Below are 25618 nucleotides of genomic sequence, written 5' to 3' on the forward strand. Positions count from 1 at the left end.
ACCATGACAAGTATCGTGCGTACCACCGACCCGCCCGCCACATCACGCCGCGGCCGCCCCCGCTCACCTGCTCGGCGACGAGCCCCGGCGTGGTTCGCCCGCGCGGGCTCGCTGGGCTGGATCGTCGTCGGGCCGGCGCTGGCCGCGCTCGCGTGGACCCTGCTCGTCGCCTCCGGCCGGTTCCCGGATGCCCTGCTGCCCGGGATACCCGAAATCCTCGGCGCCGCCGGTGATCTCCAGCGCGAAGGCCTCCTCGCCGAGGACATCCTCGCCAGCCTCCGCCGCGCAGCCGGTGGCTTCGTGCTCGGTGCCACCGCGGGTATCGGCGCCGCGATCATCACCGCGACCACGACCCTCGGACGCCGCCTGCTGCGACCGGTGCTGCGGCTGCTCGCGCCCATCCCCACCATCGGGCTCGTCCCGCTGGCCATCCTGTGGTTCGGGCTCGGCGAGGGCAGCAAGGCGCTGGTCATCGCGCTCGGGGTGTTCGTGCCCGTGTGGATCAACAGTCACGTCGGGTTGGCGAGTACGCCCCGCGACTACCTGCAGGCGGCTCGCTGCCTCGGGGCCGGACGAGCGCAGACACTGCGCGAGATCGTCCTGCCGGAAGCTGCTCCCGACATCGTGGCCGGACTCCGGGTCGGCGCCGCCATGGCGTTCGTGCTCATCGTCGTGGCCGAGATGTCGGGCACCACCGCGGGAATCGGCTACCGCATCTATCAGGCCCAGCTCTTCTCGCAGGCCGATCGGCTGATCGCCTGCCTGATCGTGCTCGGCGTCCTCGGCGCGCTCGTCGACGCGATCATCGCCGCCACCACCACACCGATCACGCGCTGGGCCGCGGAGGAGCACTGACATGACGATTCGCGCCGAAGACCTGGTCGTGCACTATCCGGGCAACCCGGCACCGACCCTGCACGGCATCGATCTCACCATCGAGGACGGTTCGTTCACGGTCCTGGTCGGTGCGTCGGGATCCGGGAAGTCGACGCTGCTGCACTGCCTGGCCGGCCTGATCACCCCGACGTCGGGACTGGTGCGCGACAACGGGATTCCGGTGACGGCGCCCGAGCCGCGGCGCGGTGTCGCCTTCCAGCGAGACGTGCTCTTCCCCTGGATGAGCGTGGCCGACAACATCGGCTTCGCGTTGCGTGCTCGCGGCATCGCCGCGGCCGAGCGACCGCGGCGCGTCGCCGAACTGCTCGACGACGTCGAGCTCGCCCGCTCGGTGCGCGACCGGCGACCCAGCGAACTGTCCGGTGGCATGCGGCAACGCGTCAGTATCGCCCGGCTGCTGGCCGGCGAACCCGCGGTGCTGCTGATGGACGAGCCCTTCGCCGCGTTGGACGCCCTGACCCGGCTCAAGATGCAAGACCTGCTCACCGGTCTGTGGGGACGTGACGGGCGCACCGTCGTGTTCGTCACCCACGACATCGACGAGGCGATCCGCCTCGCCGACACCGTCGTGGTGCTCGACGACGGCGGCATCGCCGAACACCTCACCAATCCGCTCGACCGGCCCCGGCCCGCGGACACGCTCGCCGACCGAGCCGGCTACAGCGACATCCGCAAACAGCTGCACCACCGGCTCGGGATCACCCACGCCATCGCCTGATCCGCCCAACCACCCGAGGACCACCCAGTGAAGACATCTCTCCTGCGGAGCATCGTCGCGGCGCTCACCGCGACCACCCTGGCCGTCACCGGCGCCGCCTGTGGTGCCGCCGATGCCGACGACCCCACCACGCTGACCGTCGGCTTCGTCGTCGACCCGTCCTGGGCACAGATCCCCGTCGCCGACAAGGTGGGCTACTTCGACAAGCACGACGTCGAGGTGAAGGTCGTGAACTTCCCGTCCGGAATCGAGGCACTGCAGGCCGTGGCGGCCGGTCAGCTCGACGTCGCCACCGCGGCCGATGTGCCGAGCGCGGCCGTGCTCACCAAATCACCCACGCTGCGGGTGGTCGGCGACGGCGCACGCTGGGAGGGGTCGCGGATCGTCGCGCGCCGCAGCGCGGGCATCGACAGCGTCGCCGATCTCGCCGGCAAGTCGATCGGCACGCCGATCGGGACGAGTGCGGCCTATTTCGTCGCGAACACCCTGGCGCACCAGGGCATCGCCGCCGAGCTCGTGCAGGTGGCGCCGTCCGCGACGGTGACCGCGGCGACCCAGCGCGATGTCGACGCCGTCTCGATCTTCCAGCCGTACCAGGCCCAGGTCGTGCAGGCGCTGGGTGCCGACGCGATCGAGCTGACCGGCGGAACCTACCGCCAGCACAGCCTGTATCTGGCCTCGCAGCACGCCGTCACCACGAAGTCCGCCGCGCTCTCGTCCTTCTTCGCCGCGCTGGACGACGCAGGCCGGGACCTGAAGAACCTGGCCGACCCCGCTCTGGCCGCCGTGGCCGCGGCCACGCAGCTCCAGCCCGAACTGCTGCGAACGGTGTTGCCCCAGTTCGACTTCACCCTGCAACTCGCCCCCGACCTCGCGACCAAGCTCGACGAGCTGGGGAGGTGGGCCAAGACCCAGGGCAAGATCCCCGCCGACACCGAACTGCCGCCCTACGCCACGTTCCTCGACGACAGGTTCCTGCCGTCGAAACGGTAGCGGCACACAGCGACACCGCCGGTCACGGATGCTCGCGGGCCCGTGACCGGCGGTGTCGCTCGTCGCCCTACCCGTCGATCCACTCCAGCCAGCCACCCGCCAGGACGACCTCGGCAAGTCGCTGATAGCCGTGAGCGCCGGGGTGCGCGCCGTCGCCGGCGGTGACCTCCGCGCACCACACCGGATCGGTCGCGAGGGCGTGGGTCGTGGCGATGAACGGAACGTTCTCGCGGAGGCACAGAGCCGCCATCTCGTCGCCGATCTTCGTCACCCGCGCGAGATGTGCCGCGCCGGCATCGATCACCGGTGGCGGGCCGACGACGAGCGCGCGGATCGACCGTCGCCGGCACTGTGCGAGCAGGGTGGCGAGATTCTCCAGGCACTGGGCGTGCTCGACACGGACCCGGCCGTGTTCCTCGACGGCGTCGTTGCTGCCGAAGGACACCACCACGCGATGATCGGCGCCCGCCACCATGCGCTCGTCGAGCTCGCGCTCGGAGCGCCGGAGCACATCCGCGGAGGTGTTGCGTCGGATCCCCAGGTTGAAGGCCGTCACGTCGGGGCCGGTCGCCGCGAGCACGCGTCCCACCCAGCCCCGGTACTCCGGGTCGCCGATGCCCTGGACGAAGGAGTCCCCGAGGAAGCACAGGCGTAGGTCTCCACTCATCCCCGTGATCCTAGGTGACCTGGAACGCACTCCGGGCCACGACTATCGGAAATTAACGATAATGGTTATCATTAGCGCCTGCTCGAGGCTTGGAGGCTTTGTGGGACATCTGCTGATGGTGGAGAGCTGGGTCGGCTCGATGAGCACCCTGCTCCCGGCGGGAATCAAGGACAGTGGACACGAATTCAGCTTTCTGACCAGGAGGCTCGGGCACTACCTGCGCCCCGACAGCCCGTCGCCCCACCCGCTGCTCGGCGCGGCGAACGTGTTCACGGCCGACACCAACGACGAGGCCGCACTGCTGCCTTTCGTGCGAAAACTGCACGGGCTGTTCGGGTTCGACGGTGTGCTCACCTCGTGTGACTACTATCTGCCGACCGTGGCCGCGATCGCCGCCGACCTGGGCCTGCCCGGCCCGGGCCGCGCCGCCGTCGCCGCCGCGTGCAGCAAGCATCGGACCAGGGAGATCTGCGCGGCCGCCGGAGTCGCGGGTCCCGCGTTCGCGGTCGCGACGGAGTGGACCGAGATCGCCGGCGCGGCAACCGCACTCGGCTATCCCTTGGTGGTGAAGCCGGTCGATCTGTGTGGCGGGATGTTCGTATCCCGCGTCGACGACGAGGCGCAGCTGCGGGTCGCGGTGGACCGGATCGCGGCGTTCCCGGTGAACGCGCGTGGTCAGCGCCGCGCGCCGCAGATCCTGCTCGAGGAGTGCGTGGACGGACCGGAGTTCAGTGTGGAGACCGTGACCGCGGGCGGGCGGACGACCGCGCTCGGCATCACCGACAAGCGGATCACCGGCGCCCCCGCGTTCATCGAGGCGGGACACATGTTCCCGGCGGCACTCGGCTCGGCTGACGCGGCCGCAGTCGTCGCGCTCGCGGTCGCGGCCGTCGAGGCGCTGGGCCTCGACGCCACCGTCGCCCACACCGAGATCAGGCTCGGCGCCGACGGGCCGCGCCTCATCGAGGTGAACCCACGACCGGCGGGCAATCGGATCACCGAGCTGGTGCGCCGCGTCACCGGTATCGACCTGGCGGCGGTACACGCCCAGGTCGCGGCGGGCGCGACCCCCGATCTGACGCCACGGCAGACCGGAATCGGCAGCGCCGCCATCGCTTTCGCCGTCCCGGCGGAGTCGGGAGTGCTGGCCGGGGTCGACGGCGCGGACGGCTGGCCGGGCGACAGCAGGATCGTCGAGCAGAAGCTCGCGGCACCGGGCGCCGAGGTGCGCCGGGCCACCGACAACAACACCTACCTCGGGCATGTGATGGTTGTCGACGAAAGGCCCGGCACCGCGGGTGATCTCGCGCAGAATTTGATCGACGACCTGCGCGTCGAGCTCGTGACCGCCGGTGGTCACGCGTGATCGACTCCACGGTGCGACCCACGTCGGTCGATGATCTCCGCGCGTGTGCCGGCGCGGGCCGGCTCGGTGCCGACCCGGCGAGCCTGCGCGCGTCGACCGCGTTCCGCACGACCTACGGCACCCGCCATCAGGGCCGGAACAGGTCCTACCGCAACGAGATCCTCAGCATCCGGGTGGGCGCCGCCGTCGGTTCCTGCGCGCTCGAGCCCGGCACCGCGACCGGCGATCTGATCGACGACTGCGTCGCCGCGTCGATCGCGGAACTGCTCGGCCATCCCGCGCCCGCGGTCCGGATCGCGGCGCTGGACGCCTACCTCATGCATGTCGCACCGCATCCACGCGCGGGTGGGCGACCGGGGGAGCCGGTCGTGATCGACGGTCCCACCTCGCTGGCCAAGTCGCGGCGCCGGGCCGCCACCGTCGTCGACCTGCTGCCCGCCGGGGTCGGCAGGGTCCTCGTGGTCGGCGTGGTCGGATCGTTGCTCGCCGAGCTCCGTGCGCGCGAGATCGGGTACCTGCCCTGCGATCTCGCGGGCGGGGTCACCGAGTGGGGTGAGCCCGTCTTCGAGTCGGTGGCCGCCGCGCCGTCCGATTTCGACGCGATCCTGGCCACCGGCATGACACTGGGCAACGGCGGCTTCGACGAGCTGCGCGCCGTCGCGACGCACCGCGATCTGCCGATGGTGCTGTTCGCCCAGACCGGCAGCGCCGTTCTGCCGTGGTTTCTCGGCGCCGGTGTGCACGCGGTGTCGGCCGAGCCCTACCCCTTCTTCTCGCTCGACGGCGGGCCGAGCACCGTGTTCACCTATCGGGGGCGGGCATGATCGCGGCGCAGCCGGCGCTGCTGCGATTGATCGGCAACACCCCCGTCACCCGCGTCGCTGCGGGAAACAGCTGGTACACGGCCAAACTGGAGTCGGCGAGCGTCGCGGGCATGAAAGCGAGGGCGGCGGTATCGATGCTGCGCGCGGCCGCGGCACGCGGCGACCTCGCGCCGGGCGCGACGGTGATCGAATCCACCAGCGGCACCCTGGGTCTGGGCCTGGCGCTGGCGGGCAAGGCGCTCGGGCATCCGGTCCGGCTGGTGGTCGACGACGAGCTCGAACCCGATCTGCGCGCGCTGTTCTCGGCGTACGGCATCGGGCTCGAGGTGGTCACCGAGCCGCATCCGGTCGGCGGCTGGCAGCAGGCACGGCTGGACCGGCTCGCCGAGCTGATCGCGGCCGAGCCGGGCGCGTTCTGGCCGGACCAGTACGACAATCCCGACAACGCCGCCGGGTACCGCGCGATGGGCGAGGAGATCCTCGACCAGGTCGACGGGGTGGACGTGCTGGTCGCCGCGATCGGCTCGGGCGGCCACTGCGCCGGGCTGAGCCGGGTCCTGCGTGGCCGCTGGCCGCGGCTACGGGTGATCGGGGTGGACGCGGTGGGCTCACGCATCTTCGGCCAGCCCGACCGCCGCAGGCTCATGCGTGGCCTCGGCAGCAGCATCCTGCCCCGCAATGTCGCCTACGCCGATTTCGACGAGGTGCACTGGGTCGGCGCGGCCGAGGCCGTCGCGTCGTGCCGGCGGCTGGCCGCGAGCACCGGCCTCGCGGGCGGCTGGAGCACGGGAGCGGCGGCGCTGGTGGCCGGATGGGTGGCGGAACGCGAACCGGGCGCGCGGGTGCTCACCGTGTTCCCCGACGGTCCGCACCGCTATCTGCGCACGATCTACGACGACGACTGGTGTCGCGCGCACGACCTGTGGACCGGAGCCGCGACATCGCCGGCCGTGCTGACGACTCCCGAGGAAGAGGCACACGGCTGGGCCCGCTGCGCGATCGTGCGCGATCCGGCGGTGCGGCCCGGCTCGGGCTCGAACGCTCTGCGTGACTCCGCCGAGGAGGTGTCGGCGTGAATCTCACCTGGTCCACGGCCCGGCTGGAACTCGCCGTCCCGCTGCGGATCTCGCGTGCCGCGATGACCGGCCGCGACGCGGTGTGGGTGCGCCTGGCCGACGATGGTGACGTCGGGTACGGCGAGGTGGTCACCAGTCCACGGGTCCGCCTCGACACCACGCGGATCGAATCCACGCTGACCGCCATCAGCGCGGCGATCGCCGGGTACGCCGATCCTGCCGCGTTGCGGTCTCGACTGCCCTGGCTGCGTTCCGAATTCGCGGAGACGCTCGCCGTGGTCGCGGCGGTCGACAGCGCGGTCCACGACCTGCTCGCCCGCCGTGCGGGTGTCACGGTCGGCGCGTTGCTCGCTCTACCGCAGTGGGATTCGGCCCCGACCGCGCACACGATCGGCATCATGCCGACGGCCGAGGCGGCAGACACCGCGGCGCGACTGCGTGCCGAGGGTTTCGCCGTCGTGAAGATCAAGGCCGGGGCCGAGGACCCAGCGGCCGACATCGCCCGCGTCCGAGCGATCAGGAACGTCGCGCCCGCCGCCGAACTGCTGCTCGACCCGAACGGCGCGTGGCCCGCCGACGTCGCGATCGACGTGCTCACCGCCCTCGCCGACGTCGGCATCGCCGCGGTCGAACAACCGGTCGCGGCCGGTGATCGAGGGGCGCTGGGCCGGGTGGCGCGCGCCGTGCCGATGCCGATCGTGGCCGACGAGGACGCGGGCACGATCGAGGATCTGCGGCTGCTGCCGCCCGAGATCGCCGGTATCAATATCAAACTCGCCGAATGTGGCGGCCTCGACGCCGCGCGCGCGATGATCACCTGGGCACGGCAGCACGGCAAACACGTGATGCTGGGGTGTCAGGCCAGCAGCTCGCTCGGCATCGCCCCCGCCGTTCAGCTGATCGGCGCGGCCCGCTGGATCGACCTGGACGGGCATCTGCTGCTGGCCGCGGACCCGTGGACCGGGCTCGGCGGCCGCGACGGGACGCTCCGCCGACCGGCCGGCCCTGGGCTCGGCGTCGAATCATCGTCCCCCTCTTCGTCTGCCGAGGTGCGCGGGTGAACACGGTGCGGACGTTTCGCACGCTGCCACTGTCGGTGCGGCTGCTGCTGACCAACCAGCTCGTCGGCAATATCGGGTTCTACCTGCTGGTGCCGTTTCTGGCGGACTATCTGCTCGACGACCTCGCCCTGTCGGCCGCGGTCGTCGGGGTGGTACTGGGCGTGCGCAACCTCAGCCAGCAGGGCCTGTTCCTGATCGGCGGGTCGGCGTCGGATCGGTTGGGCGCGCGCGGCGTGATCGTCGTCGGCATCGCGATCAGAGCGGTGGGATTCGGGCTGTTCGCGATCGGCGGATCGCTGCCGGTGGTGCTGCTCGCCTCGGTGCTCACCGGCTTCGCCGGTGCGCTGTTCAATCCGGCGGTGCGGGCCTACATCGCCCGCGACAGCGGCGAACGGTCCGCCGAGGCCTTCGCGCTGTTCAACGTGTTCGGCAACGCGGGTTCCGCGATCGGACCCGTGGCAGGCACCGTGCTGGTCGCCGCGGGCTTCCGGCTCACGGCGGTGGTCGCCGCGGCGATCTTCGCCGCGCTGGCCGTCGCGCAATGGCTGCTGCTGCCGCCGAAGGAGGTCGCGCCCTCGGAGGGGGGAGTGCGCGCCGACTTCGCGACCGTCTTCACCGACCGGCGGTTCTGGGCGTTCGCGATGGCCCTGATGCCGATGTTCGCGCTGCAGAGCCAGATCTACTTCCTGTTCACCCTCCAGGCGCAGGACAGCGCCGCGCCCGGGCACGGCCCGGCGGCGGTGGCGGCGCTGTTCGTCGTGGAGACGATCGCGGTGGTGGCATTGCAGGTCCGGGTCACCGGGCTGCTGGTGCGCCGCGCCGAACGTGGTCCGGCCATGGCGGGCGGGATGGCGCTGATGGGCGCGGCGTTCCTCGTCCCGCCGGCCGCCGCCCACCTGCTACCGGGCACCGGCACGGGAATGGCGGACACCGCGCTGCGCATCGCGCCGGTCCTGCTCGCCGCGGTCGTGCTCGCGATCGGGGTGACGGCGGTGCAGCCCTTCGTCAACGAGGCCATCGGCCGGTTCGCCGGTGCGCGGCTCACCGGCACCTACTTCGGCGCGTTCTATCTGGCCTCCGGTTTGTTCACCGTCACCGCGACCTCGGTGACCGGCGCCGTGCTCGACCGGACGGGCGGATCGCTGAGCTGGCCACCCGCCCTGCTGTGCGCGGCCGCGGGCATCGGTTCGGCGGCAGCGGTCCTGGTTCTGCACCGGCGCGGAACCCTGCCCGGGCCCGAAAAATCTTCTCCTCCACCAGTTCCGGCGACCACCGCGCGCCCGGCGAAAGGCACCGATGACGATGGCGAGTAACGGCCCCGTCGTGTTCAGCGAGAACCTGCTCACCGACAACCCCGCCCTCTACGAACGCACCTTCCCCGACTCCGGCGAGCGCAACGCCCGCTTCGTCCACGACCTGGTGACCCGCTTCGGGACCGGCCCGGCGACCCGCCTGCTCGATGTCGGCTGCGGCACCGGCCGCGACGCGGCGCGCCTGGCCGAACTCGGCTATCGGGTCGGCGCGGTCGACATCTCGCCGCGGATGGTCGACTACGCGCGGCAGCGCAATCCCGGTCTCATGGTCGCGGTGGGTGACGCGCGCACCGTGCGTACCGAGGAGCCGGTCGATGTCCTCACCTGCCTCGGCAGCACCCTGCTGCACCTGCACGACAGCGCAGATCTCGTCGCCGCGCTGCGCAGCTTCCACGCCTGTCTGCGTCCCGGCGGACTCGCGGTCTTCGAGATGCGCAACGGCGCCTTCCTGTTGACCGACCGGGGACGGCGCGAACTGCTCGACGAGGAACTGGTGCGCGAGGTCGAATGGGAAGGCGTCGCCTACACCTCACGCACCTCGCTGCGCGTCGACCTGCCCGGACAGTTGCTGCGCCGACGGCGCGAATGGTCGTGGCCCGGCTGTCAGGAGCCGGTCGTCCAGCACACGGCCTGGCGCCTGCTGTTCCCCCGCGAGTTGCGATTCCTGCTGAGCCTGGCCGGTTTCGACGTGCTGGCGCTGTTCGACGAGCCGGGACCACTGACCGATCCGGCCTGGCCGGGCGACGGCGGGCTCTCCGAACAGCTCACCGGTGACCGGCTCCACCTCGTCGCCCGCCGGGCGGAGGTGGCGGGGTGACGGGCCCGGCCAGAATCGGTGTGGGCAGCGCCTTCGGCAGTTGCGGCGAGCTCCTGCAGGGCGTGACCGCAGGCGACGATCGGCATTTCCTGGTCACCCTGCCCATTCGAGGCGGCTCGGTCGCGCTGTTCGAACCGGGAGTCCCCGGCATCCGTGTCGACCCGCCCCACAAGACGAAGGCACTGCGCCTGGCGACCGGCATGATCGAACGGTCCGCCGTGCTGCGCGGCGGGCGGCTGACGGTGTTCACCGACCTGCCCGAAGGCAAAGGCCTGGCCAGTTCCACCGCCGATCTCGTCGCCACCGCCCGCGCGATCGCCGACGCCGAGTGCCGGATCGCTACGGCGGCCGAGATCGAGGCCGGACTGCGCGTCATCGAACCCTCCGACGGCGTCATGTATCCGGGCTCGGTCGCCTACTGCCACCGCGAGGTGCGGCTGCTCGCGCGGCTCGGCCAGCTGCCCGCGCTCACCGTCGTCGTCGGTGACGAGGGCGGCGCGGTCGACACCGTCGAATTCAATCGCCGCCCGCGGCCGTTCAGCGCGGCCGTGAAGCGCGAGTACAGCGACCTGCTGACCCGGCTCGGCACCGCGATCGCCCGCCGCGACACCGCGGGCATCGGTGCCGTGGCGACCCGCAGCGCCCTGCTGAGCGCCGCCCTGCGCGACCGCCCGCACCTGGACGACACGATCGCGGCGGCCCGCGAGGTCGGCGCGCTCGGTGTCGTGGTCGCGCACAGCGGCACCACGACGGGCCTCCTGCTCGACGACAGCGACGCGGACTATCGACGCAAAGTCCTTGCCGCGCGGCGGATCTGCGCGGAGTTCGCGGTGTCGGTGAGCGTGCACCACACCTGGCGGCCGTCGCCGCCCGACGGGGCGCCGCCGACCGCCCGTGGCGGCGACCGTGATCACGCGTCGCCACCGATCGGCGACCGTGGCCGCGAAGACGTCCGGGCCGTCGTCGGCGGGCCTGCCGAGGTCCTGCCCGGGTGCGGCGGCCTCGTGCGATCGGTGCGCGCGGCGCACCCCGAATCGGCGCAAGGGCGGGTGCGATGATCACCGTGGACCAGATCCGCTTCGGCTACGACGGCCGGATCACGGTGGACGACATCACCTTTCAGGTCGAGACCGGCTCCATCGTCGGCTTGATCGGGCCCAACGGGTCAGGGAAATCCACCCTGCTGCGCCTGATGTACCGGGCGTTGCGGGCGGAGTCGGGGTCCATCGCCGTCGACGCGACAGCGGTCGAGGCGTTGCGTGGGCGCGAGCTGGCGGCCCGGCTCGCGGTGGTCGCCCAGGAGGCACCCCCCGACACGCCGGTGACCGTCGCCGAGACCGTCCTGCTCGGCCGTTCGCCGTGGGTCGGCGCGTACCAGGGCTATTCGCGCGCCGACCGGATCGCCGCCGCGGCCGCGCTCACCCACGTCGGAGCCAGGGCGCTGGCCGACCGCCGCTACGCGACGCTGTCCGGCGGGGAACGTCAGCGCGTCCTCATCGCCCGCGCACTCGCGCAGCACGCCGACCACCTGCTGCTCGACGAGCCGACCAACCACCTCGACATCCGGTACCAGCACGAATTGCTCGGTCTGGTCAGGGAACTCACCGGCACCACCACCATCGTGGTGCTGCACGACCTGAATCTGGCCGCGCGCTACTGCGATCGGCTGGTGCTGCTCGACCGCGGCCGTGTCGCGGCCGCGGGCTCCGTCGACGACGTGCTGACGCCGGAGCTGCTCGAACCGGTCTACGGGATCGCCGTGCGGCGCACGAGTGCCTTCGGGGCACCGCAACTGCTGTTCGGGCCCACCGAACCACCCGCCGGGCAGCGCCCACCGGAGGACCCCTCGACCGGGGACGGCGAATCGGTCCGCGCGACGGCACCGTCCGCCACGGCGAGAAAGGCCACGTCCCGATGACGACGACACTGCTCGACGAACCGGTCGCCGACGACCTGGACCACGCGCGGCACCGTGGGCGAACCCTGCTGTGGGTCGGCGGTCTCGGTGCCGCGCTCGGCATCGCCGTTCTGCTGGCGGCCGGGCTCGGACCGGTCTCCGTCCCGCCGGGGACGGTCGCCCGGATCATCGGCCACCACACGCTGGGACAGCCGGTCACCGCCGACTGGAGTGCCGCCCAGGATTCCATCGTGTGGCTGGTGCGGGTACCCCGCGTGCTGCTGGGCGCGCTGGTCGGTGCGGCGCTGGCCCTGAGCGGGGCGGTGCTGCAGACGATCGTGCGCAATGTGCTCGCCGATCCGCACATCCTCGGCGTCACCTCGGGGGCCTCGACGGGTGCCGCGGTGTACCTGCTGTTCGGTGTCACCGCCGCGACCACCGCGACGGCCCTGGCGGCGAGCGCGTTCGTCGGCGCCCTGTGCGCCACGGCGCTGCTGTTCGTCATCTCGCGGATCAACGGGCAGCTCACCTCCCTGCGGCTGCTGCTCGGCGGGGTGACGATCGGCTACATCTTCTCGGCGGCGACCAGTTTCCTGATCTTCGCCTCCGACCGGCCCGAGGGCGCGCGGACGGTGCTGTTCTGGCTGCTCGGTTCACTCGGCTCGGCCGCGTGGTCCTCGGTCGGCACCACCGTGCTCGTCGTGACGGCCGCGCTGGCCGCGCTGCTGCTGATGGCGCCCCGGCTGGACGCCCTCGCGGCCGGTGACGACACCGCCCGCACCCTGGGCGTCGCCCCGAACGGGGTGCGGTTGGCGGCGCTGGTCGTCGTCGCGCTCGCCGTGGGCGCGGTGGTCGCCGTCGCCGGCGCGATCGGCTTCGTCGGGCTGATCGTGCCGCACGTCGCGCGGTTGTGCGTCGGCGGGACGCACCGGCAGGTGCTGGTGGTGAGCGCCCTGATCGGCGCGCTGTTCCTGGTGGTCGCCGACGTGGTCGCGCGCACCGTGTTCGCGCCACGGGAGCTGCCCATCGGCATCGTCACCGCCGCGGTCGGCGCGCCCCTGCTCCTCGTTCTGATCCGCCGGTTCCGGCCGGCCACCCCCGCGTGATATTCGCACTCCCCGAAAGGAATACCGTGTCCAACGGTCTGCTCTCCCGTCTCGCGGCGCCCGCACTCGTCGTGCTCGCCGCCGCCACCCTCACCGGCTGCGGCGGCCCCGCCGCGTCGACAACGCCCGCGGCGGACGGCTTCCCGCTGACGATCTCGAGCTGCGGCCGCGACGTCACCTTCGCCGCGCCGCCGCAACGGGTCGTCACGGTCGGGTCCATCGGCGCGCCGATGATCGCCGCGGCGGGCGCGGCCGACCGGCTCGTCGCCCGCACCTTCGAGACCGCGCCGTTCCCCGGTGAGTACGCCGCGGACCTGGGCGGTGTCGAGATCACCGCGCCCACCGGCGAACTCGCCCGCGAGGAGATCATCAACCGGGCCCCCGACCTGGTCGTGAGCTTCGAAGGCGCCGCCGTGACCCCCGACGACCTCGCCCAGGTCGGCATCCCCCTGCTGATCACCCGCGGCTATTGCCGCGACGCCGCAGGCTCCTTCGACGACGTGTTCGCCGACATCGCGCTCTACGGCCGGCTCTTCGGCACCTCGGCCGCGGCCGACGCCGAGGTGACGGCGCTGAAGAACCGGGTCGCCGCCGTGACCGACCGCCACCGTGCCCAGGCCGCGAAGACCCCGGCGGCGGCGCTGATCATCTCCCGCGACGGCGCCAAGCTCAACGCCTACGGCGGCAACAGCACCGTCGACGCGCAGATGCGAATCCTCGGGCTGGACAACGTCTACGGCGACATCGCCAAACGCAGCTTCGAGGCCAACACCGAAACGCTGATCGCCCGCGATCCCGAGGTGATCATCCTGCTCACCCAGGGCGACCAGACACCCGATTCGGCGCGCACCACCCTGCGCCAGCGCCCCGAGCTCGCGGGACTGCGGGCGATCGCGTCGAACCGGATCATCGTGGCGCCCTTCGGCTACACGGGTCCCGGCCCGGTGGCCGTCGAGGGTTTGGAAGTGCTGGATCGCGAGCTGGGCGCCCTGCGATGAGCGCCCCCGCCGTCACCGGCTATGTCGTACGGCAGGCGCGACCGGAGGATCTGCCCGGTGCGCGCAGCGTCATGCTCGATACCTTCTACCAGGTGTTCGGCATCGGTTACCTGCCCGAGTACCACCAGGACGTGATCGATCCGGACACCGCGTATCTGCGCCATCCCCGCAATCGGCTCTGGGTGGCCGAGCACGAGGGTGTCATCGTCGCGACCACGGCGATCCGGGCGCAGGGGCCTGCCCACCCGCCACATCCCGCCGCCCTGGCCGCGCGCTACCCCGACGCCACCACCGCCCAGCTGTTCCGGGTCTACGTCCGCCCCGAACACCACCGCCGCGGCCTGGCGACCCGATTGGTGACGGCGGCGGTCGCGCACGTCCGCGCGACACCCGAGTTCGACCGTCTCTACCTGCACACCGACGCGCGAACCCCGGGCGCCCTGGACTTCTGGCTCACCTTCGGCCACATCGTGCACGACGCCCGCGGCCCCCACGACGGATTCCAGACCGTCCACCTGGAGATCCCACTCCAACCGAACGTCCTGGCGGTCGACTCCATGGACTGACTCGGCCCCGGTCAGCCGGGAGCGCCCCAGGAATCGATGATGTCGGTGAGGGCATTCCACTCCGCGGTGGCCGCGGCGTGGGAGCGGGGCTCGAGATCGTCGAAGGCGTCGGCCGCCCGGGCAACGGTGAGCTTCGCCATCAGGAGCCCGAGCATCCGGTGGCGATCCATCTCGCGCAGCAGCGGGACGAACTGCCCGACCAGGCGGAGCAGGAGTGGATGGGCCGCACCGAGTTCGGCTGTCGCCAGCACTCTCCCGTACTCGAAGTCCTCGTACGCACGGTGCGCCGCACCCTCGGCGCGGGTGCCCAGCGTGCCGACGGACAGCCGCGCGATCCTCGTCTGCAACACCCCTGCCCTGGTCGCCGCCGCGACTCTGCGCTCGGCGCTCTGGTCGGGAGAATGCGCCGCGAGCCGAAGCAGACCGATCTCCGCGCGGAGACCCTCGACCTCGGTCGAGGTCCTGAGGGCGTTGGTGTTTTCGACCATCTCCTCGAAGGTGAAGGTCCGGGCGGAATCCATACCCCATCATGCCCGCGGCGCCGGGCCACAGCTCAGACGGGACTCGGCTGGGTGTCGTTCGCGTAGAGCTCCTCGATCTCGGCGGCGTACTTCTCGGCGATGACCTTGCGCTTGAGTTTGAGGGTGAGGGTCACCTCGTCGCCGCCCGCTTCCCAGAACGTCGGCAGCACCAGGAACCGTTTGATCTGCTCGACGCGCGACAGCGCGGTATTGCCCTGTGCCACACCGGCTTCGATGGCGGCGAGGACGGTCGGGTCGACGGCGAGAGCGGCGGGAGAGGCGTCGGGGAGTCCGTGCGTGCGGGCGTACGGCTCGACGGATTCGGCGTCGAGGACGATCAGCGCCGTGTTGTACGGCCTGCCGTCGCCGATCACCGCCATCGCGCCGATGAGCGGCGTCGCCGCCTTGATCGCGTTCTCGATGTTGGTGGGCGACATGTTCTTGCCCGACGCGTTGATGATCATCTCCTTCTTGCGATCGACGACGGTGAGATAGCCGTCGTCGTCGATCTCGACGATGTCGCCGGTGCGCAACCAGCCGTCGGCATCGATCGCCTCGGCGGTCTGCTCGGGCAGACCGCGGTAGCCCTTCATCACCAGCGGCCCACGCACGTGCAGTTCGCCGTCCGCACCGCGTCGGGCCCGCATCCCGGGCAGGAGCTTGCCCACCGCGCCGAGCTTGGCATCGCGCGGATGGCTGACGCTACAGATGCAGGCCAGTTCCGACATGCCCCAGATCTCGGCGATCGGGATACCGAGACCCGCGAAGAACCCCAACGTCTGCGGGGGAATCGGGGCGGCGCCCGAGAGCGCCCAGCGCACCCGGTCCAGGCCGAGTGCGGCGCGCAGCTTGCTCAGGACCAGGTCGTCGGCACGGTCCCATTCGGCGGCGAGTTCGGCGGGTACCGGTTCACCGGCGAGCTGGTGGCGGCTGCGCGCCGCGGCCACCGACAGCGCCCATTCCATGGCCTGGCGCCGCGTGGCGTCCGGCTCGCCGGCGACCTTGAATTCGATGGCGGCCTTGAGCTTCTCCCACACCCGCGGCACCGCGCCCCACACCGTGGGCCGCAGGTCGACCAGCGCCGCGGCGATCTGCTTGGCGTCGCCGACGCTGGTCACCTGCGTGCCGAGCACCTCCTGCACGTACAGGGCGGTGAGCCGGTCGGCGATGTGCGCGGTGGGCATGAACGAGGTGATCGTGTCGCCGAATTCGATGCCGAGTACGTCGGCGATCCCGGCGACCTGGAACAGCAGCGCGGCGTGGGTGGTCTCCACGCCCTTGGGCGCTCCGGTGGTTCCCGAGGTGTAGATGAGGGTGGCGACATCGTCGCCACGCACGGCCCGCCAGGTGGTCTCGAAATCGAAATCGGCCGCGGCGGCGGCACGGAGCTGCTCGACCGACAGCGTGCCCACCGGCGCCTCGTCCACGCAGATGATGTGGTCGAGGGCGATTCCGGCCGCGGTCAGCGTCGCGACGTACTGCGGCTCGCAGATCACCACCCGCGCACCGGCGTTGCCGAGGACGTAGGCGAGTTGCTCGGGCGGCAGCGTGTTGTACACCGAGAACGCGGTCGCCCCGACGTGCTGGGCGCCGACCTCGAGCGGATAGAACTCGACCCGATTACTCATCATCAGCGCGACGGTGTCGCCGCGGCGCACCCCTAGCCCGGCCAGGCCGGCGGCGACCGCGCGCACCTGGGCGGCGTACTCGCGCCACGTGAGCGTCACGGTGTCGCCGGGTGTGCGCAGCGCGACGGCGTCGGGAGCGATCGCGGCGGTGCGCTGGAACGCGGCGGGCAGGGTGTCGACGGGAATGCTCATGAGGCGAGGGCTTTCTGGTTCGCGAGGGGAAGATGGGCGGCGACGAATCGTGCCGCCGCCCGGTAGGACGCCCTGGTCTCGGGGACGACCGAGGGCAGGGTCTGGAACGCGTGCATCTGGTCCGGCCACAGCCGCAGCTCGCACGGCGCGCCGGTCGCGGCCCAGCGGCGAGCGAGGTCTTCGGCGTCAGCGCGGAAGTACTCGGTGTCGCTGGTGTGGATGAGGGTGGGCGGCAGGCGCGTTCCGAGCGCGGGCCGCAACGGGAACGGCGTGTCGGTGAAGTGCGCGACGGCCTGTCTGGCCACTCGCTCGGAGAGCAGGCCGTCCCGATCCGCGCCCGCGTGCCCGGCGGCGAGCGTGAGCGTCAGATCGGTCATGGGGGAGAACAGCACGAGCGCGCCGGGTTGCGGCGATCCGGCATCCGCGAGCCGAAGGGCCGTGTGGGCGGCGAGGAATCCGCCCGCCGAGTCTCCGGCGACGACGATCCGCTCGGCCGGATGACCCAGCGCGACCAGTCGGTCGAAGGCCGCGGCGACGTCGTCCGGCGCGGCGGGGAAGGGATGTTCCGGTGCGAGCCGATAGTCGAGCGTGCAGACCGGAAGCCGTGTCGCCGTGGACAATCGGGACGCGACGCCGCGATAGCCGAGCGCCGACCCGGCGACGAAGCCGCCACCGTGCACGTACAGCACGACCGCGTCGGTGCGGTCCGCCCTCGGCCCGCGCACCCATTCGCCGCCGACGCCGTCGAGCTCGGCAGGCTCGGTGACAGTGCCGCGCAGCGGCGGCGCGGCGGCCCGCAACACCTGGTCGACGAGCAACCGCGCGGCGGGCAGGGTGGCGGCGTTGACCGGCGCCAGCGCCGCCAGCCGACCCGCGGTGAGCGCCGAGAGTTGTCGCACGGTACGCGCCCGCAGTGACCCGCGGACCCCGCTCACCCGCGGCGCTCGATCGCGCGCAGGAGTTCGTGCACCGCCGTATCGGTGGCGAGTTTGCGATCCAGGACCACGTTCACCGCGCCACGCAGCAGCGCGTACGGCTCCCATCCGCTGGGGGCGATGGTGCGCGGCGCCCGCCGGGCGATGCCGTCGGCGATGGTGCGCGCCGCGTGGGCGGCGCTGATCCGCACATTCAGCGGCCACGGCAGCAGGCCGTCGAGCTCGCGGCCGAGGTCGTCGGTATCGAGCATGTCGTGGGTCATCGCGGTCTCGACGATGCCGAAATAGGCCACGCCCGCGCTGGCGCCGCTCGCGGCGAGCTCGACGCGCAGCGCCCGGCCGAACTGCTCGACCGCGGCCTTGCTCATCATGTACGGCGACCCGCCCATCCCGGGTGCGAACGCCGCGCACGAGGAGACCACCACGACGTGTCCGCGCGCCCGCACGATGTGATCGAGCGCGGGATGCACGGTGTTGAAGGCGCCGGTGAGGTTGATGCCGAGCACGCGGTCGAAATCCGCCGGGTCCATCGTGCGCACGGTGGCGGGCACCGGGGTCACCCCGGCATTGGCCACGACCACGTCGAGGCGCCCGAACAGGCGGGTCACCTCCTCGACCACGCCGCGCATGCGGGCGCGATCGGCCACATCGGCGGCGAACGCGTGCGCGGCGGGCCCCAGACTCGCCGCCGTGGCCTCGGCCGCCCGCTCGTCGATGTCGACGACGGCGACCAGGGCCCCACGATCGTGCACGACGGCCGCCAGTTCGCGGCCGATTCCCTGACCCGCCCCGGTGACGAGGACAACCTTGCCCGCCAGGTCGTAGGTCGGGCCGAACCACCGGGTGGGGTCGAGCGCGGACAGGGCCCTCATGCCGACACCTCGTAGGACTCGATGTCGAAACGCCTCGTCCGGCGGCGGTATTCGAAACTCCAGCTCGGGTACAAACCGGCGTTGCCGCCCTCGGGCGTGGTGTAGTAGCTCTCGCAACCGCCGGTGAGCCAGACGGTGTCGGCGCTACGGCGGCGCATCTCGTCGACGAAGGCGTCCTGCACGTTCTCCCGCACCTCCACCCGGCGCTGTCCGGCCGCGCGCAGGGTCTTCAGCGCGTCGACGATGTAGGCGATCTGGGATTCGATCATGTAGACGGCCGATTGGTTCCCGGCCGCGCCGAACGGCCCGAGGGTGCAGAAGAAGTTGGGGAATCCGGCGATGGCGGCCCCGAGATAGGTCTGGGGGCGCCGGGTGTACAGGTCCGCGATCGAGCGGCCGTCGCGGCCGACGATGCGGTCGAACGCGGTGGGGATCGTGGTGAATCCGGTGCCGAAGATGATGGTGTCGACGGGGATCTCGGCACCGGCGCGAGTGGTGATCGAATGCGGTCCGACCTCGGCGATGCCGTCGGTCACCACCTCGACGTTGTCCTTGTCCAGGGCGGGCAGGTAGGCGTCGGAGAAGATCGCGCGCTTGCAGCCGATCATGTAGTCCGGCGTCAGGGTGGCGCGCAGCCGGGGATCGCGGACCTGGCGGCGCAGCTGGATCCTGCCCAGCAGTTCGTAGGGGTGGCGGAACCGGTTGTCGACGAATCCGACGAGTCCGAACCCCTCGATCAGCGAATACCAGGTGCCACGAACGGCTTTCTGCGCCAGCGGCAGATGGCGCAGCAGCCGCCGTTCCAGCCCGAGCGTCGGACGGTCCAGGCGGGGCACGATCCACGGCGCCGAGCGCTGGAACACGGTCAGCGCCTCGACCTTCGGCTGGATCTCGGGGATGAACTGGACCGCCGAGGCGCCGGTGCCGATCACCGCGACGCGTTCACCGGTCAGATCGTGCTCGTGATCCCAGTGCAGGGAATGGAACGTCCTGCCGCGGAAGCTGTCCAGGCCGGGCAGCGTGGGGTATTTGGCCTCCGCGAAGATGCCGGCGGCGGAGATGAAGTAGTCCGCGGTGAGCGGGCCGCGCGAGGTCTCGATCCGCCACAGGGCGGCGTCCTCGTCCCAGCGGGCGTCGAGGAGTTCGGTGCGCAGGCGGAGATGGCGCGGCACGTCGTGGCGTTCGGCGACGCTGCGCAGGTACTCGAGGATCTCGGGTTGCTTGCCGTAGGTGCGCGACCAGGCCGGATTCGGGGCGAAGGAGTAGCTGTAGAGCTGGGAGGGGACATCGCAGGCGCAGCCGGGGTAGGTGTTGGCCTGCCAGGTGCCGCCGAGGTCGTCGGCCCGGTCCAGAACGACGATGTCGTCGAACCCGGCTTCGCGCAGCTTGATCGTGAGACCGATCCCGCCGAACCCCGCGCCGAGGACGGCGATGTGGGTGTGTTCGGTGGTGGATCGGTCGGAACGGGGAGAGGTCATGGGGGACCGGGCCTTTCGCGGTCAGAGGTCCAGGGTGAGTGCGCCGCCGGTGGAGCGGGACACGCAGGTCAGCAGATGATCGGCGCGCTCGTCCGGCGGCAGCAGGACGTCGCGGTGCTCGACGTCGCCGGCCAGGACCCGGGTCTTGCAGGTACCGCAGAAGCCCTGCCTGCACGAGAAGACGACCTCGGGTCGCGCGCGGCGGATCGCGTCCAGCGCGGTCTCGGTGCTGCCGACGCGGATGGTGCGCCCGCTGCGGGCGAGGGTGATGTCGAACGCGCGGCCGTCCACCACGGGCCGGGCCGAGAACAGTTCGGTATGCAGGGAGGCCGTCGGATTCAGCGTGAACAGGGTGCGCTGGGCCAGGTCGAGCACCGGCGGGGGACCGCACACGTAGACCGCCGCACCGGGGGCGGCGGTGGCGAGCAGCGCGGGGAGGTCGGGCGTGCCGGTCTCGTCGTCGGCGCGGATGTCGGTGTCGTGCGGTACCTCGGCCAGGAACGGCATGGTCTCGCGCGACCTGCCCAGATACACCAGCCGCCCGCGCGCGCCTGCCGCCCACGCCATCGGCAGCAGCGGGGTGATCCCGATCCCCGCGGCGACGAACAGGTAGGACGGTGCGGACTCGACGAAGGGAAAGGCGTTGCGCGGACCACGGATACGGAGCGGGTCGCCCGCGCGCAGCGTGTGCATCTCCCGGGAACCGCCGTCGCCGTCCGCGATCCGGCGGACCGCGAGGCGATAGCGGTGGCGGTCGCGCGGATCGCCACACAGGGAGTACTGGCGCTGACGACCCGACGCGAGGAACACATCGAGGTGCGAACCCGGTCGCCACGCGGGCAGGGGCTCACCATCGGGGCGGCGCAGCGTCACACCGACCACGTCCGCGGCCTCCGCGCGCACCGACTCCACCACGACATCGAGATCGAAACCGCTGTGCCGCACCGGATGCGGTGGCGACAGCGCCGGCTGGGTGAACACCTTCTTGTAGACGTCGACGGCCACCCCGAGCGCGCGCAGGCCCGGCGTCGCGACCCCGGTCACGCGCGCGCCGCCGGTGAGTGCGCCAGGTAGCGCAGCGCGTTGTCCATCGAACCCAGCTGGGAGGGATGGAAGCCCGGTCGCAGGTAGCGCGGCATCTCGGTGAGGAAGGTGGTGAAGCTCGGGATCACGCCGCGCACCGTCGCGCTCACGAACTGCCGCGCCCAGGACCGCCCCTTGTCCGGGCTCGGATCCTGGCGGTACAGGTACGCCGTCGAGATCACGAACAGGGGCAACAGCGTGCCGCTGGCCAGCAGTCCGGTGCGGGCCCGGCGCAGGTACCCGCCGTCGACGTGCATGTAGGCGTCGAACACCACGCTGCGATGCTCGACCTCCTCGGCGCCGTGCCAGCGGACCAGGTCCAGCATCGTCGGGTCCATCCCGAGGTCGGCGAGCACCTTCGATTCGAGCAACCACTCGCCGATCACGGCCGTGAAGTGCTCCATTCCGGCGAAGAGCCCGAGTCGTTCCTTGAGCCACTGCTCCTTGGCGCGACCGGACAGCCCCTGGTCGCCCAGCAGCCGGTCGACCAGCCAGGCCACCCCGGCCACGTACGACTCGACATCGAGGCCGATCGACTGCAGGTGCTCGCGCGCGCCCTCATGGCTGCTGGCGTGCATGGATTCCTGCCCGATGAAACCGGTGACCTCCTCCCGCAGCCGCTCGTCGTCGATGTGGGGGAGCGCCTCGGCCAGGCAGGCGGCCATCGCGCGTTCGCCTTCGGGCAGGACCAGGTGCATCACATTGGTGACGTGCGTGGCCAGCACCTCCCCGGGGATGTAGTGCATGGGCACCGACGAGAAGTCGAAATGCACATCCCGGGCGTGGATCGCGTGCGCCTCTTCCTGATAGGAGCGCGCCGTTGCACTGTTATCAGCCATGCAGTGACCGTACAGTGCAACAAAAAGTATCGCAATGTTGCATCGGGTCGGCCTGCTACCGTCGACACGTGCTTTCCACCGCCGCGACCTCGGGAGATTCACCCACCGCCGATTCCGTCGAAGAACGGATTCTCGACGCGGCGCTCGTGCAGTTCGAGCGCGTCGGCGTGCGGAAGACCACGATCGAGGACATCGCCAGAGCCGCCGACGTGGACCGCGCGACCGTCTACCGGCGCATCGGCTCCCGCGACGACGTCGTGCGCGCGGCGTTCGAGCGTGAGGTGCGCAGGCTGCTCGACGACCTGCGCGACATCCCCGCGCGCCACGAGGTGTTCGACGACATCGTCGTCGACGTGTTCACCACGGTGATCACCCGGTGGCGCACCCATCCGCTGGTGGAGCGACTGCTCACGCTCGAGGCTGACCGCATCCTGCCCCAGCTCACCGTCGAGGGTGGTTCCTTCTTCCTGCTGTCGGTCGCGGCGTCCACCGAGATCCTCGGGAAGGTGCTGGAGGACAACCGGTTTCCGGCCATTCCCGATCTCCCGGCCCGGGTCGAGGTGGTCTGCCGGGTGGTGCACTCGCTGATCCTGCAACCTGTCGGTGGCATCGACACGAGCTCGCCCGCGGCGCTGGCCGATTTCGCCCGCGCGTACGTCGTCCCGATTCTCACCCGCTAGCCGTTCCTGCGTCAGGGTGTCGGACCGCACTGTCCGGAAGTATTGACAAGCCGCCAATAGGGCTGCAATGGTGATAATTGCTTGGGTGTCCAACTATCGGATCCCCTCCGACTTTGCGTGGCGAGGTCGCCGAGGTGCTGAACCGGTCCGACCATCGAGGAAACATGACCGAGGCTTCCCTCCACGAGGCGATCCGGCCGTCGGCCCGGGGTGTGCGCGGCGACGGCCGGCGCGCGCATCGTCGGCGGGCCGTCGTGGCCGCCGCTCGTGACATCTTCGTGGTCAACGGGTTCCACGGTGCGCGGATGGCGGAGATCAGCGCCAACGCGGGGATCAGCAAGCCCGTGCTCTACGACCACTTCGCCACCAAGCTGGACCTGTATCTGGCTGTGCTGCAACAGTATCTGGACCGCATGGTCGAGGACGTGCGCGCGGCGGTCGTCGCGGGCAGCACCCCGAGAGCCAAGGTGCGTGGCGCGGTGTCGGTCTACTTCGACTTCGTCGACGACGATCCGGGCGGGCACGTCCTGGTCTTCGAATCCTCGGTGCCCAGCGAACCGAGCATCGAATGGCGCGTGCGCTGCGCCCTGAGTGCCTGCGCCGAACTGGTCGCCGCCGAACTCCGCGACGCGGGCGTCACCCCCGCGTCCGCGCGGATGTACGCGTGGAGCATGGTCGGCGCCAGCCGCCTGGCGGCTCGCCACTGGCTCGACGCGGGCAGGCCGATTCCCAAACAGGACGCCGTCGACGTCGCCGCGGCCCTGTGCTGGAGCGGGCTGTCCGGCGTCGAGCGCAATACTCCCTCCTGATCTTCGACCGAACGGACCTGCCCATGCCTTTCGCCCTGCGTGAATCCGACGACGCCTTCCTCGCCACCGCCGCGAACCGCTGTGTCCACGTCGTGGACCTCGCGGCGCCACCGAGCGCGGTGTGGGCCGCGCTCACCGCCGACGACGCGCTCGTGTCGTGGTCGGCGGCCGTCACCGGGATGCGCTGGACCTCCCGGCCGCCGTACGGGGTCGGCTCCACGCGCGTGGTCACCCTCGGCGGGGTCGCGGCGCTGACCGAACGGTTCTATCGCTGGGACGACGAGCGCCGGATGACCTTCACCGTCGACGCCGCCACGGTTCCGGGCCTGCGCCGCTTCGCCGAAGATCTCCAGCTCACCCCGACGGGCACCGGAACGACGCTGACGTGGACGTTCGCCGTCGAGGGTGGTCGCGCCCTGCGTCCGCTGCTGCGGCTGTCCGGCCCGGTCACCGACCGCCTCACCGGATCGATCGCCCGTGGCATCGCGCGGGTGGTCGAGACCGCACCCTAGGCAACCCGCGCGGACGACCGGGCGGCAGTGGTGACTACAGCAGGCGCTGCCTGCCGTGGGTGGCGAATTCCGCGGCCAGTGCCTGCTTGTCGGCCTCGGTCATCCGGTGATAGACGGGGCGGCCGCGTCCCGCCCAGCGGTGGACCGGCTCGTCGGTGCGCCACGCCTGTTCCCGCAGAGCGTGTTTGCGGACCTTGTTCGATCCGGTGACGGGCAGATCGGCCGAGACACGGAGCAAACGGGGCAGGCCCTTGCTGCCGAGATCGGCTTGCGCACAGAGGAACTCGGTGAATTCCGGGAGATCGAAGGTGGTGGGGTCGGCGACCTCGATCGCGGCCATCACCTGGTCGCCCGAGCGCGGATCGGGGACGGCGAAGACGGCGGCGGCGATGACCGCGGGGTGGCGGCGCAGCACGTGTTCGATCATCAGCGCCGAGGTGTTCTCCCCGTCGACGCGGATCCAATCACCTTTGCGCCCGGCGAAATACAGGAAGCCGTCGGTGTCGAGATAGCCCAGATCGCCGGTCCAGTACCAGCCGTGGCGGACCCGGTCGGCGTCGGCGGCCTCGTTCTTGTAGTAGCCCTCGAAGGCGAGAGCGCCGTTCCTGTCGATCATCTCGCCGATGGCCGCGTCGGGATTACGGACCCGGCCGTGCTCGTCGAGCTCGGCTCGCGCGCATTCCCGGAGGGTGTCCGGATCGACCACCGCCACGCCGGGATGCGCGGGACGACCGAGCGCGGTGGGCGGCGCGGCTGGGTCGGGGGCGGCCAGGTTCGGGCCTTCGCTCGAGCCGTAGCCCTCGAACAGTTCGGCGCCGAAGCGGCGGCGGAACTCGTCCTGATCGGCCACCGACGCCTCGGTGCCGAAGCCGCGCCGGAGCTGGTTGTCCGCATCCGCCGCGGTTTCCGGGACGGCGAGGAGATAGCCCAGCGCCTTGCCGACATAGGTGAAGAACGTCGCGCCGAAGTACCGCACATCCGGCAGGAAGCGAGAGGCGGAGAACTTCGGGGTCAGGCAGACCGTGGCGCCCACCGCGAGCGCGGGCGCCCACAGCGCCATGATCGCGTTGCCGTGGAACAGCGGCATACAGCAGTAGTCCACGTCCTCGCGGACATGCCCGAATTTGGCCACCGCCTTGTGCGCGACGACCGCGAGACGGCGCTGGGTGCACCGCACCGCCTTCGACGTGCCGGTGGTGCCCGAGGTGAACAGCAGCAGCAACAGATCCCCTGGTCCGCCCACCGCGGCGGGCGGTGTGCGGTGGGCCTCGATCCCGGCCGCGTAGCCGGGATCGTCGACCAGCAGGAACCGATCCTCGGTGAGTCCGAGATCGAGACCGCGCAGGCGTGCCATCCCGGCGGCGTCGGTGATGATCAGCTGACAGTCGACGTACCGGATATCGGCGGCGAGTTGCGCATCGCCCCTGGTCGGGTTGAGACCGGCCACGGTAGCGCCCGCGAGTGCCGCCGCGCCGAGCCAGAACACGAAGTCGGGGACGTTGTCCAGCAGCACGCCGAGGTGGAAGGGACCCTCGCGGCGCAGGGCGCGGGCGAGCTCCGCCCGCGCCGCCGACTCGGCGACCACCTCGTCCCAGGTCCACTCGGCCTGTCTGGTGCGCAGGCCCAGTCGCTGGTCACCGACCCGATCGAGCAGCATCGTCGCGATGTCCGCCCGGGGCGCGACGTCGATCCGTTCCGTCATCTCCGCTGTGTACCTCCCGCGCTGACCTTGCCACGCCCGCGACCGGGGCCACGGGCGAGACCCCTTCT

At 71.3% G+C, this 25618-nt stretch carries 26 protein-coding genes; 17 read left to right on the top strand and 9 right to left on the bottom strand.

Going from position 1 to position 25618, the window contains the following annotated elements; genetic code table 11:
- The first annotated feature begins 3 nt into the window (after positions 1-3).
- Genes QH270_RS25160 through QH270_RS25170 form a run of 3 tightly spaced genes read left to right on the top strand, consistent with a single transcriptional unit; the run spans position 4 to position 2608 of the window.
- Positions 4-855 carry an ABC transporter permease gene (locus QH270_RS25160; protein ID WP_280346562.1) on the top strand — a complete coding sequence of 284 codons (852 nt, stop codon included), beginning with the start codon at positions 4-6 and terminating at the stop codon, positions 853-855.
- Between the two features lies 1 nt (position 856).
- Positions 857-1615, top strand: a complete 759-nt coding sequence (locus QH270_RS25165) for an ABC transporter ATP-binding protein (RefSeq protein WP_280346563.1) — start codon at positions 857-859, stop codon at positions 1613-1615.
- A 27-nt stretch (positions 1616-1642) separates the two neighbouring features.
- Complete coding sequence (locus QH270_RS25170) at positions 1643-2608, top strand: ABC transporter substrate-binding protein (protein WP_280346564.1); 966 nt, start codon at positions 1643-1645, stop codon at positions 2606-2608.
- A 67-nt stretch (positions 2609-2675) separates the two neighbouring features.
- On the opposite strand, the gene QH270_RS25175 is transcribed toward QH270_RS25170, so the two are convergent.
- Complete coding sequence (locus QH270_RS25175) at positions 2676-3275, bottom strand: GDSL-type esterase/lipase family protein (RefSeq protein ID WP_280346565.1); 600 nt, start codon at positions 3273-3275, stop codon at positions 2676-2678.
- A gap of 100 nt (positions 3276-3375) precedes the next feature.
- Between QH270_RS25175 and QH270_RS25180 the strand changes: the two genes are divergently transcribed.
- The 11 genes from QH270_RS25180 to QH270_RS25230 are packed head-to-tail and all read left to right on the top strand — an operon-like array spanning position 3376 to position 14299.
- Positions 3376-4641: an ATP-grasp domain-containing protein gene (locus tag QH270_RS25180; protein ID WP_280346566.1), complete on the top strand. Its 1266-nt coding sequence runs from the start codon at positions 3376-3378 to the stop codon at positions 4639-4641.
- The gene (locus QH270_RS25185) at positions 4638-5465 is read left to right on the top strand and encodes a hypothetical protein (RefSeq protein WP_280346567.1); all 828 of its coding nucleotides are present in this window, start codon (positions 4638-4640) and stop codon (positions 5463-5465) included. Before QH270_RS25180 ends, QH270_RS25185 begins: the two co-directional genes overlap by 4 nt.
- Positions 5462-6541, top strand: a complete 1080-nt coding sequence (locus tag QH270_RS25190) for a PLP-dependent cysteine synthase family protein (protein WP_280346568.1) — start codon at positions 5462-5464, stop codon at positions 6539-6541. The genes QH270_RS25185 and QH270_RS25190 overlap by 4 nt, the downstream gene beginning before the upstream one ends.
- Positions 6538-7602, top strand: a complete 1065-nt coding sequence (locus QH270_RS25195) for a mandelate racemase/muconate lactonizing enzyme family protein (RefSeq protein ID WP_280346569.1) — start codon at positions 6538-6540, stop codon at positions 7600-7602. The genes QH270_RS25190 and QH270_RS25195 overlap by 4 nt, the downstream gene beginning before the upstream one ends.
- Positions 7599-8915, top strand: coding sequence for an MFS transporter (locus QH270_RS25200; protein WP_280346570.1), 1317 nt, complete (start codon positions 7599-7601; stop codon positions 8913-8915). The genes QH270_RS25195 and QH270_RS25200 overlap by 4 nt, the downstream gene beginning before the upstream one ends.
- A complete protein-coding gene (locus QH270_RS25205; protein ID WP_280346571.1) occupies positions 8899-9732 on the top strand; it encodes a class I SAM-dependent methyltransferase in 834 nt (277 codons plus the stop codon). The genes QH270_RS25200 and QH270_RS25205 overlap by 17 nt, the downstream gene beginning before the upstream one ends.
- Complete coding sequence (locus tag QH270_RS25210) at positions 9729-10790, top strand: hypothetical protein (RefSeq protein WP_280346572.1); 1062 nt, start codon at positions 9729-9731, stop codon at positions 10788-10790. Before QH270_RS25205 ends, QH270_RS25210 begins: the two co-directional genes overlap by 4 nt.
- The gene (locus QH270_RS25215; protein ID WP_280346573.1) at positions 10787-11650 is read left to right on the top strand and encodes an ABC transporter ATP-binding protein; all 864 of its coding nucleotides are present in this window, start codon (positions 10787-10789) and stop codon (positions 11648-11650) included. The genes QH270_RS25210 and QH270_RS25215 overlap by 4 nt, the downstream gene beginning before the upstream one ends.
- The gene (locus QH270_RS25220) at positions 11647-12735 is read left to right on the top strand and encodes a FecCD family ABC transporter permease (RefSeq protein ID WP_280346574.1); all 1089 of its coding nucleotides are present in this window, start codon (positions 11647-11649) and stop codon (positions 12733-12735) included. Before QH270_RS25215 ends, QH270_RS25220 begins: the two co-directional genes overlap by 4 nt.
- Positions 12736-12761: 26 nt before the next feature.
- Positions 12762-13733 carry an ABC transporter substrate-binding protein gene (locus QH270_RS25225; protein WP_280346575.1) on the top strand — a complete coding sequence of 324 codons (972 nt, stop codon included), beginning with the start codon at positions 12762-12764 and terminating at the stop codon, positions 13731-13733.
- The gene (locus tag QH270_RS25230) at positions 13730-14299 is read left to right on the top strand and encodes a GNAT family N-acetyltransferase (protein WP_280346576.1); all 570 of its coding nucleotides are present in this window, start codon (positions 13730-13732) and stop codon (positions 14297-14299) included. The genes QH270_RS25225 and QH270_RS25230 overlap by 4 nt, the downstream gene beginning before the upstream one ends.
- An 11-nt stretch (positions 14300-14310) precedes the next feature.
- Here the strand turns inward: QH270_RS25230 and QH270_RS25235 are convergent, their stop codons facing one another.
- From QH270_RS25235 to QH270_RS25265, 7 genes are read right to left on the bottom strand one after another with little or no spacing between them, the layout of a single operon-like run.
- Positions 14311-14820, bottom strand: coding sequence for a hypothetical protein (locus QH270_RS25235; protein WP_280346577.1), 510 nt, complete (start codon positions 14818-14820; stop codon positions 14311-14313).
- Positions 14821-14852: 32 nt separating this feature from the next.
- Positions 14853-16640 carry a fatty acid--CoA ligase FadD11 gene (gene fadD11, locus QH270_RS25240; RefSeq protein WP_280346578.1) on the bottom strand — a complete coding sequence of 596 codons (1788 nt, stop codon included), beginning with the start codon at positions 16638-16640 and terminating at the stop codon, positions 14853-14855.
- The gene (locus QH270_RS25245) at positions 16637-17539 is read right to left on the bottom strand and encodes an alpha/beta hydrolase (protein ID WP_280346579.1); all 903 of its coding nucleotides are present in this window, start codon (positions 17537-17539) and stop codon (positions 16637-16639) included. Before QH270_RS25245 ends, fadD11 begins: the two co-directional genes overlap by 4 nt.
- 32 nt (positions 17540-17571) lie before the next feature.
- Entirely contained in the window at positions 17572-18447 is an 876-nt protein-coding gene (locus QH270_RS25250; RefSeq protein WP_280346580.1) for a short-chain dehydrogenase/reductase, read from the bottom strand.
- Positions 18444-19925, bottom strand: a complete 1482-nt coding sequence (locus QH270_RS25255) for a flavin-containing monooxygenase (RefSeq protein WP_280346581.1) — start codon at positions 19923-19925, stop codon at positions 18444-18446. Before QH270_RS25255 ends, QH270_RS25250 begins: the two co-directional genes overlap by 4 nt.
- Positions 19926-19946: 21 nt before the next feature.
- Entirely contained in the window at positions 19947-20969 is a 1023-nt protein-coding gene (locus tag QH270_RS25260) for a PDR/VanB family oxidoreductase (protein WP_432420427.1), read from the bottom strand.
- Positions 20966-21847 (bottom strand): metal-dependent hydrolase, encoded by an 882-nt coding sequence (locus QH270_RS25265; protein ID WP_280346582.1) that lies wholly within the window; start codon positions 21845-21847, stop codon positions 20966-20968. The genes QH270_RS25260 and QH270_RS25265 overlap by 4 nt, the downstream gene beginning before the upstream one ends.
- Positions 21848-21915: 68 nt before the next feature.
- On the opposite strand from QH270_RS25265, the gene QH270_RS25270 reads away from it, so the two are divergent.
- The 3 genes from QH270_RS25270 to QH270_RS25280 all read left to right on the top strand — a co-directional run bounded on the left by QH270_RS25270 (position 21916) and on the right by QH270_RS25280 (position 23848).
- Positions 21916-22527 (top strand): TetR/AcrR family transcriptional regulator, encoded by a 612-nt coding sequence (locus tag QH270_RS25270; RefSeq protein WP_280346583.1) that lies wholly within the window; start codon positions 21916-21918, stop codon positions 22525-22527.
- Positions 22528-22691: 164 nt separating this feature from the next.
- Positions 22692-23336: a TetR/AcrR family transcriptional regulator gene (locus QH270_RS25275; protein ID WP_280346584.1), complete on the top strand. Its 645-nt coding sequence runs from the start codon at positions 22692-22694 to the stop codon at positions 23334-23336.
- A gap of 23 nt (positions 23337-23359) precedes the next feature.
- Positions 23360-23848: an SRPBCC family protein gene (locus QH270_RS25280; RefSeq protein ID WP_280346585.1), complete on the top strand. Its 489-nt coding sequence runs from the start codon at positions 23360-23362 to the stop codon at positions 23846-23848.
- 34 nt (positions 23849-23882) lie between these two features.
- Here the strand turns inward: QH270_RS25280 and QH270_RS25285 are convergent, their stop codons facing one another.
- Positions 23883-25550 carry an AMP-binding protein gene (locus QH270_RS25285; protein WP_280346586.1) on the bottom strand — a complete coding sequence of 556 codons (1668 nt, stop codon included), beginning with the start codon at positions 25548-25550 and terminating at the stop codon, positions 23883-23885.
- Positions 25551-25618: the final 68 nt, after the last annotated feature.

The organism is Nocardia neocaledoniensis (assembly GCF_029868625.1).
Classification (GTDB): Bacteria; Actinomycetota; Actinomycetes; order Mycobacteriales; family Mycobacteriaceae; genus Nocardia; species Nocardia neocaledoniensis_A.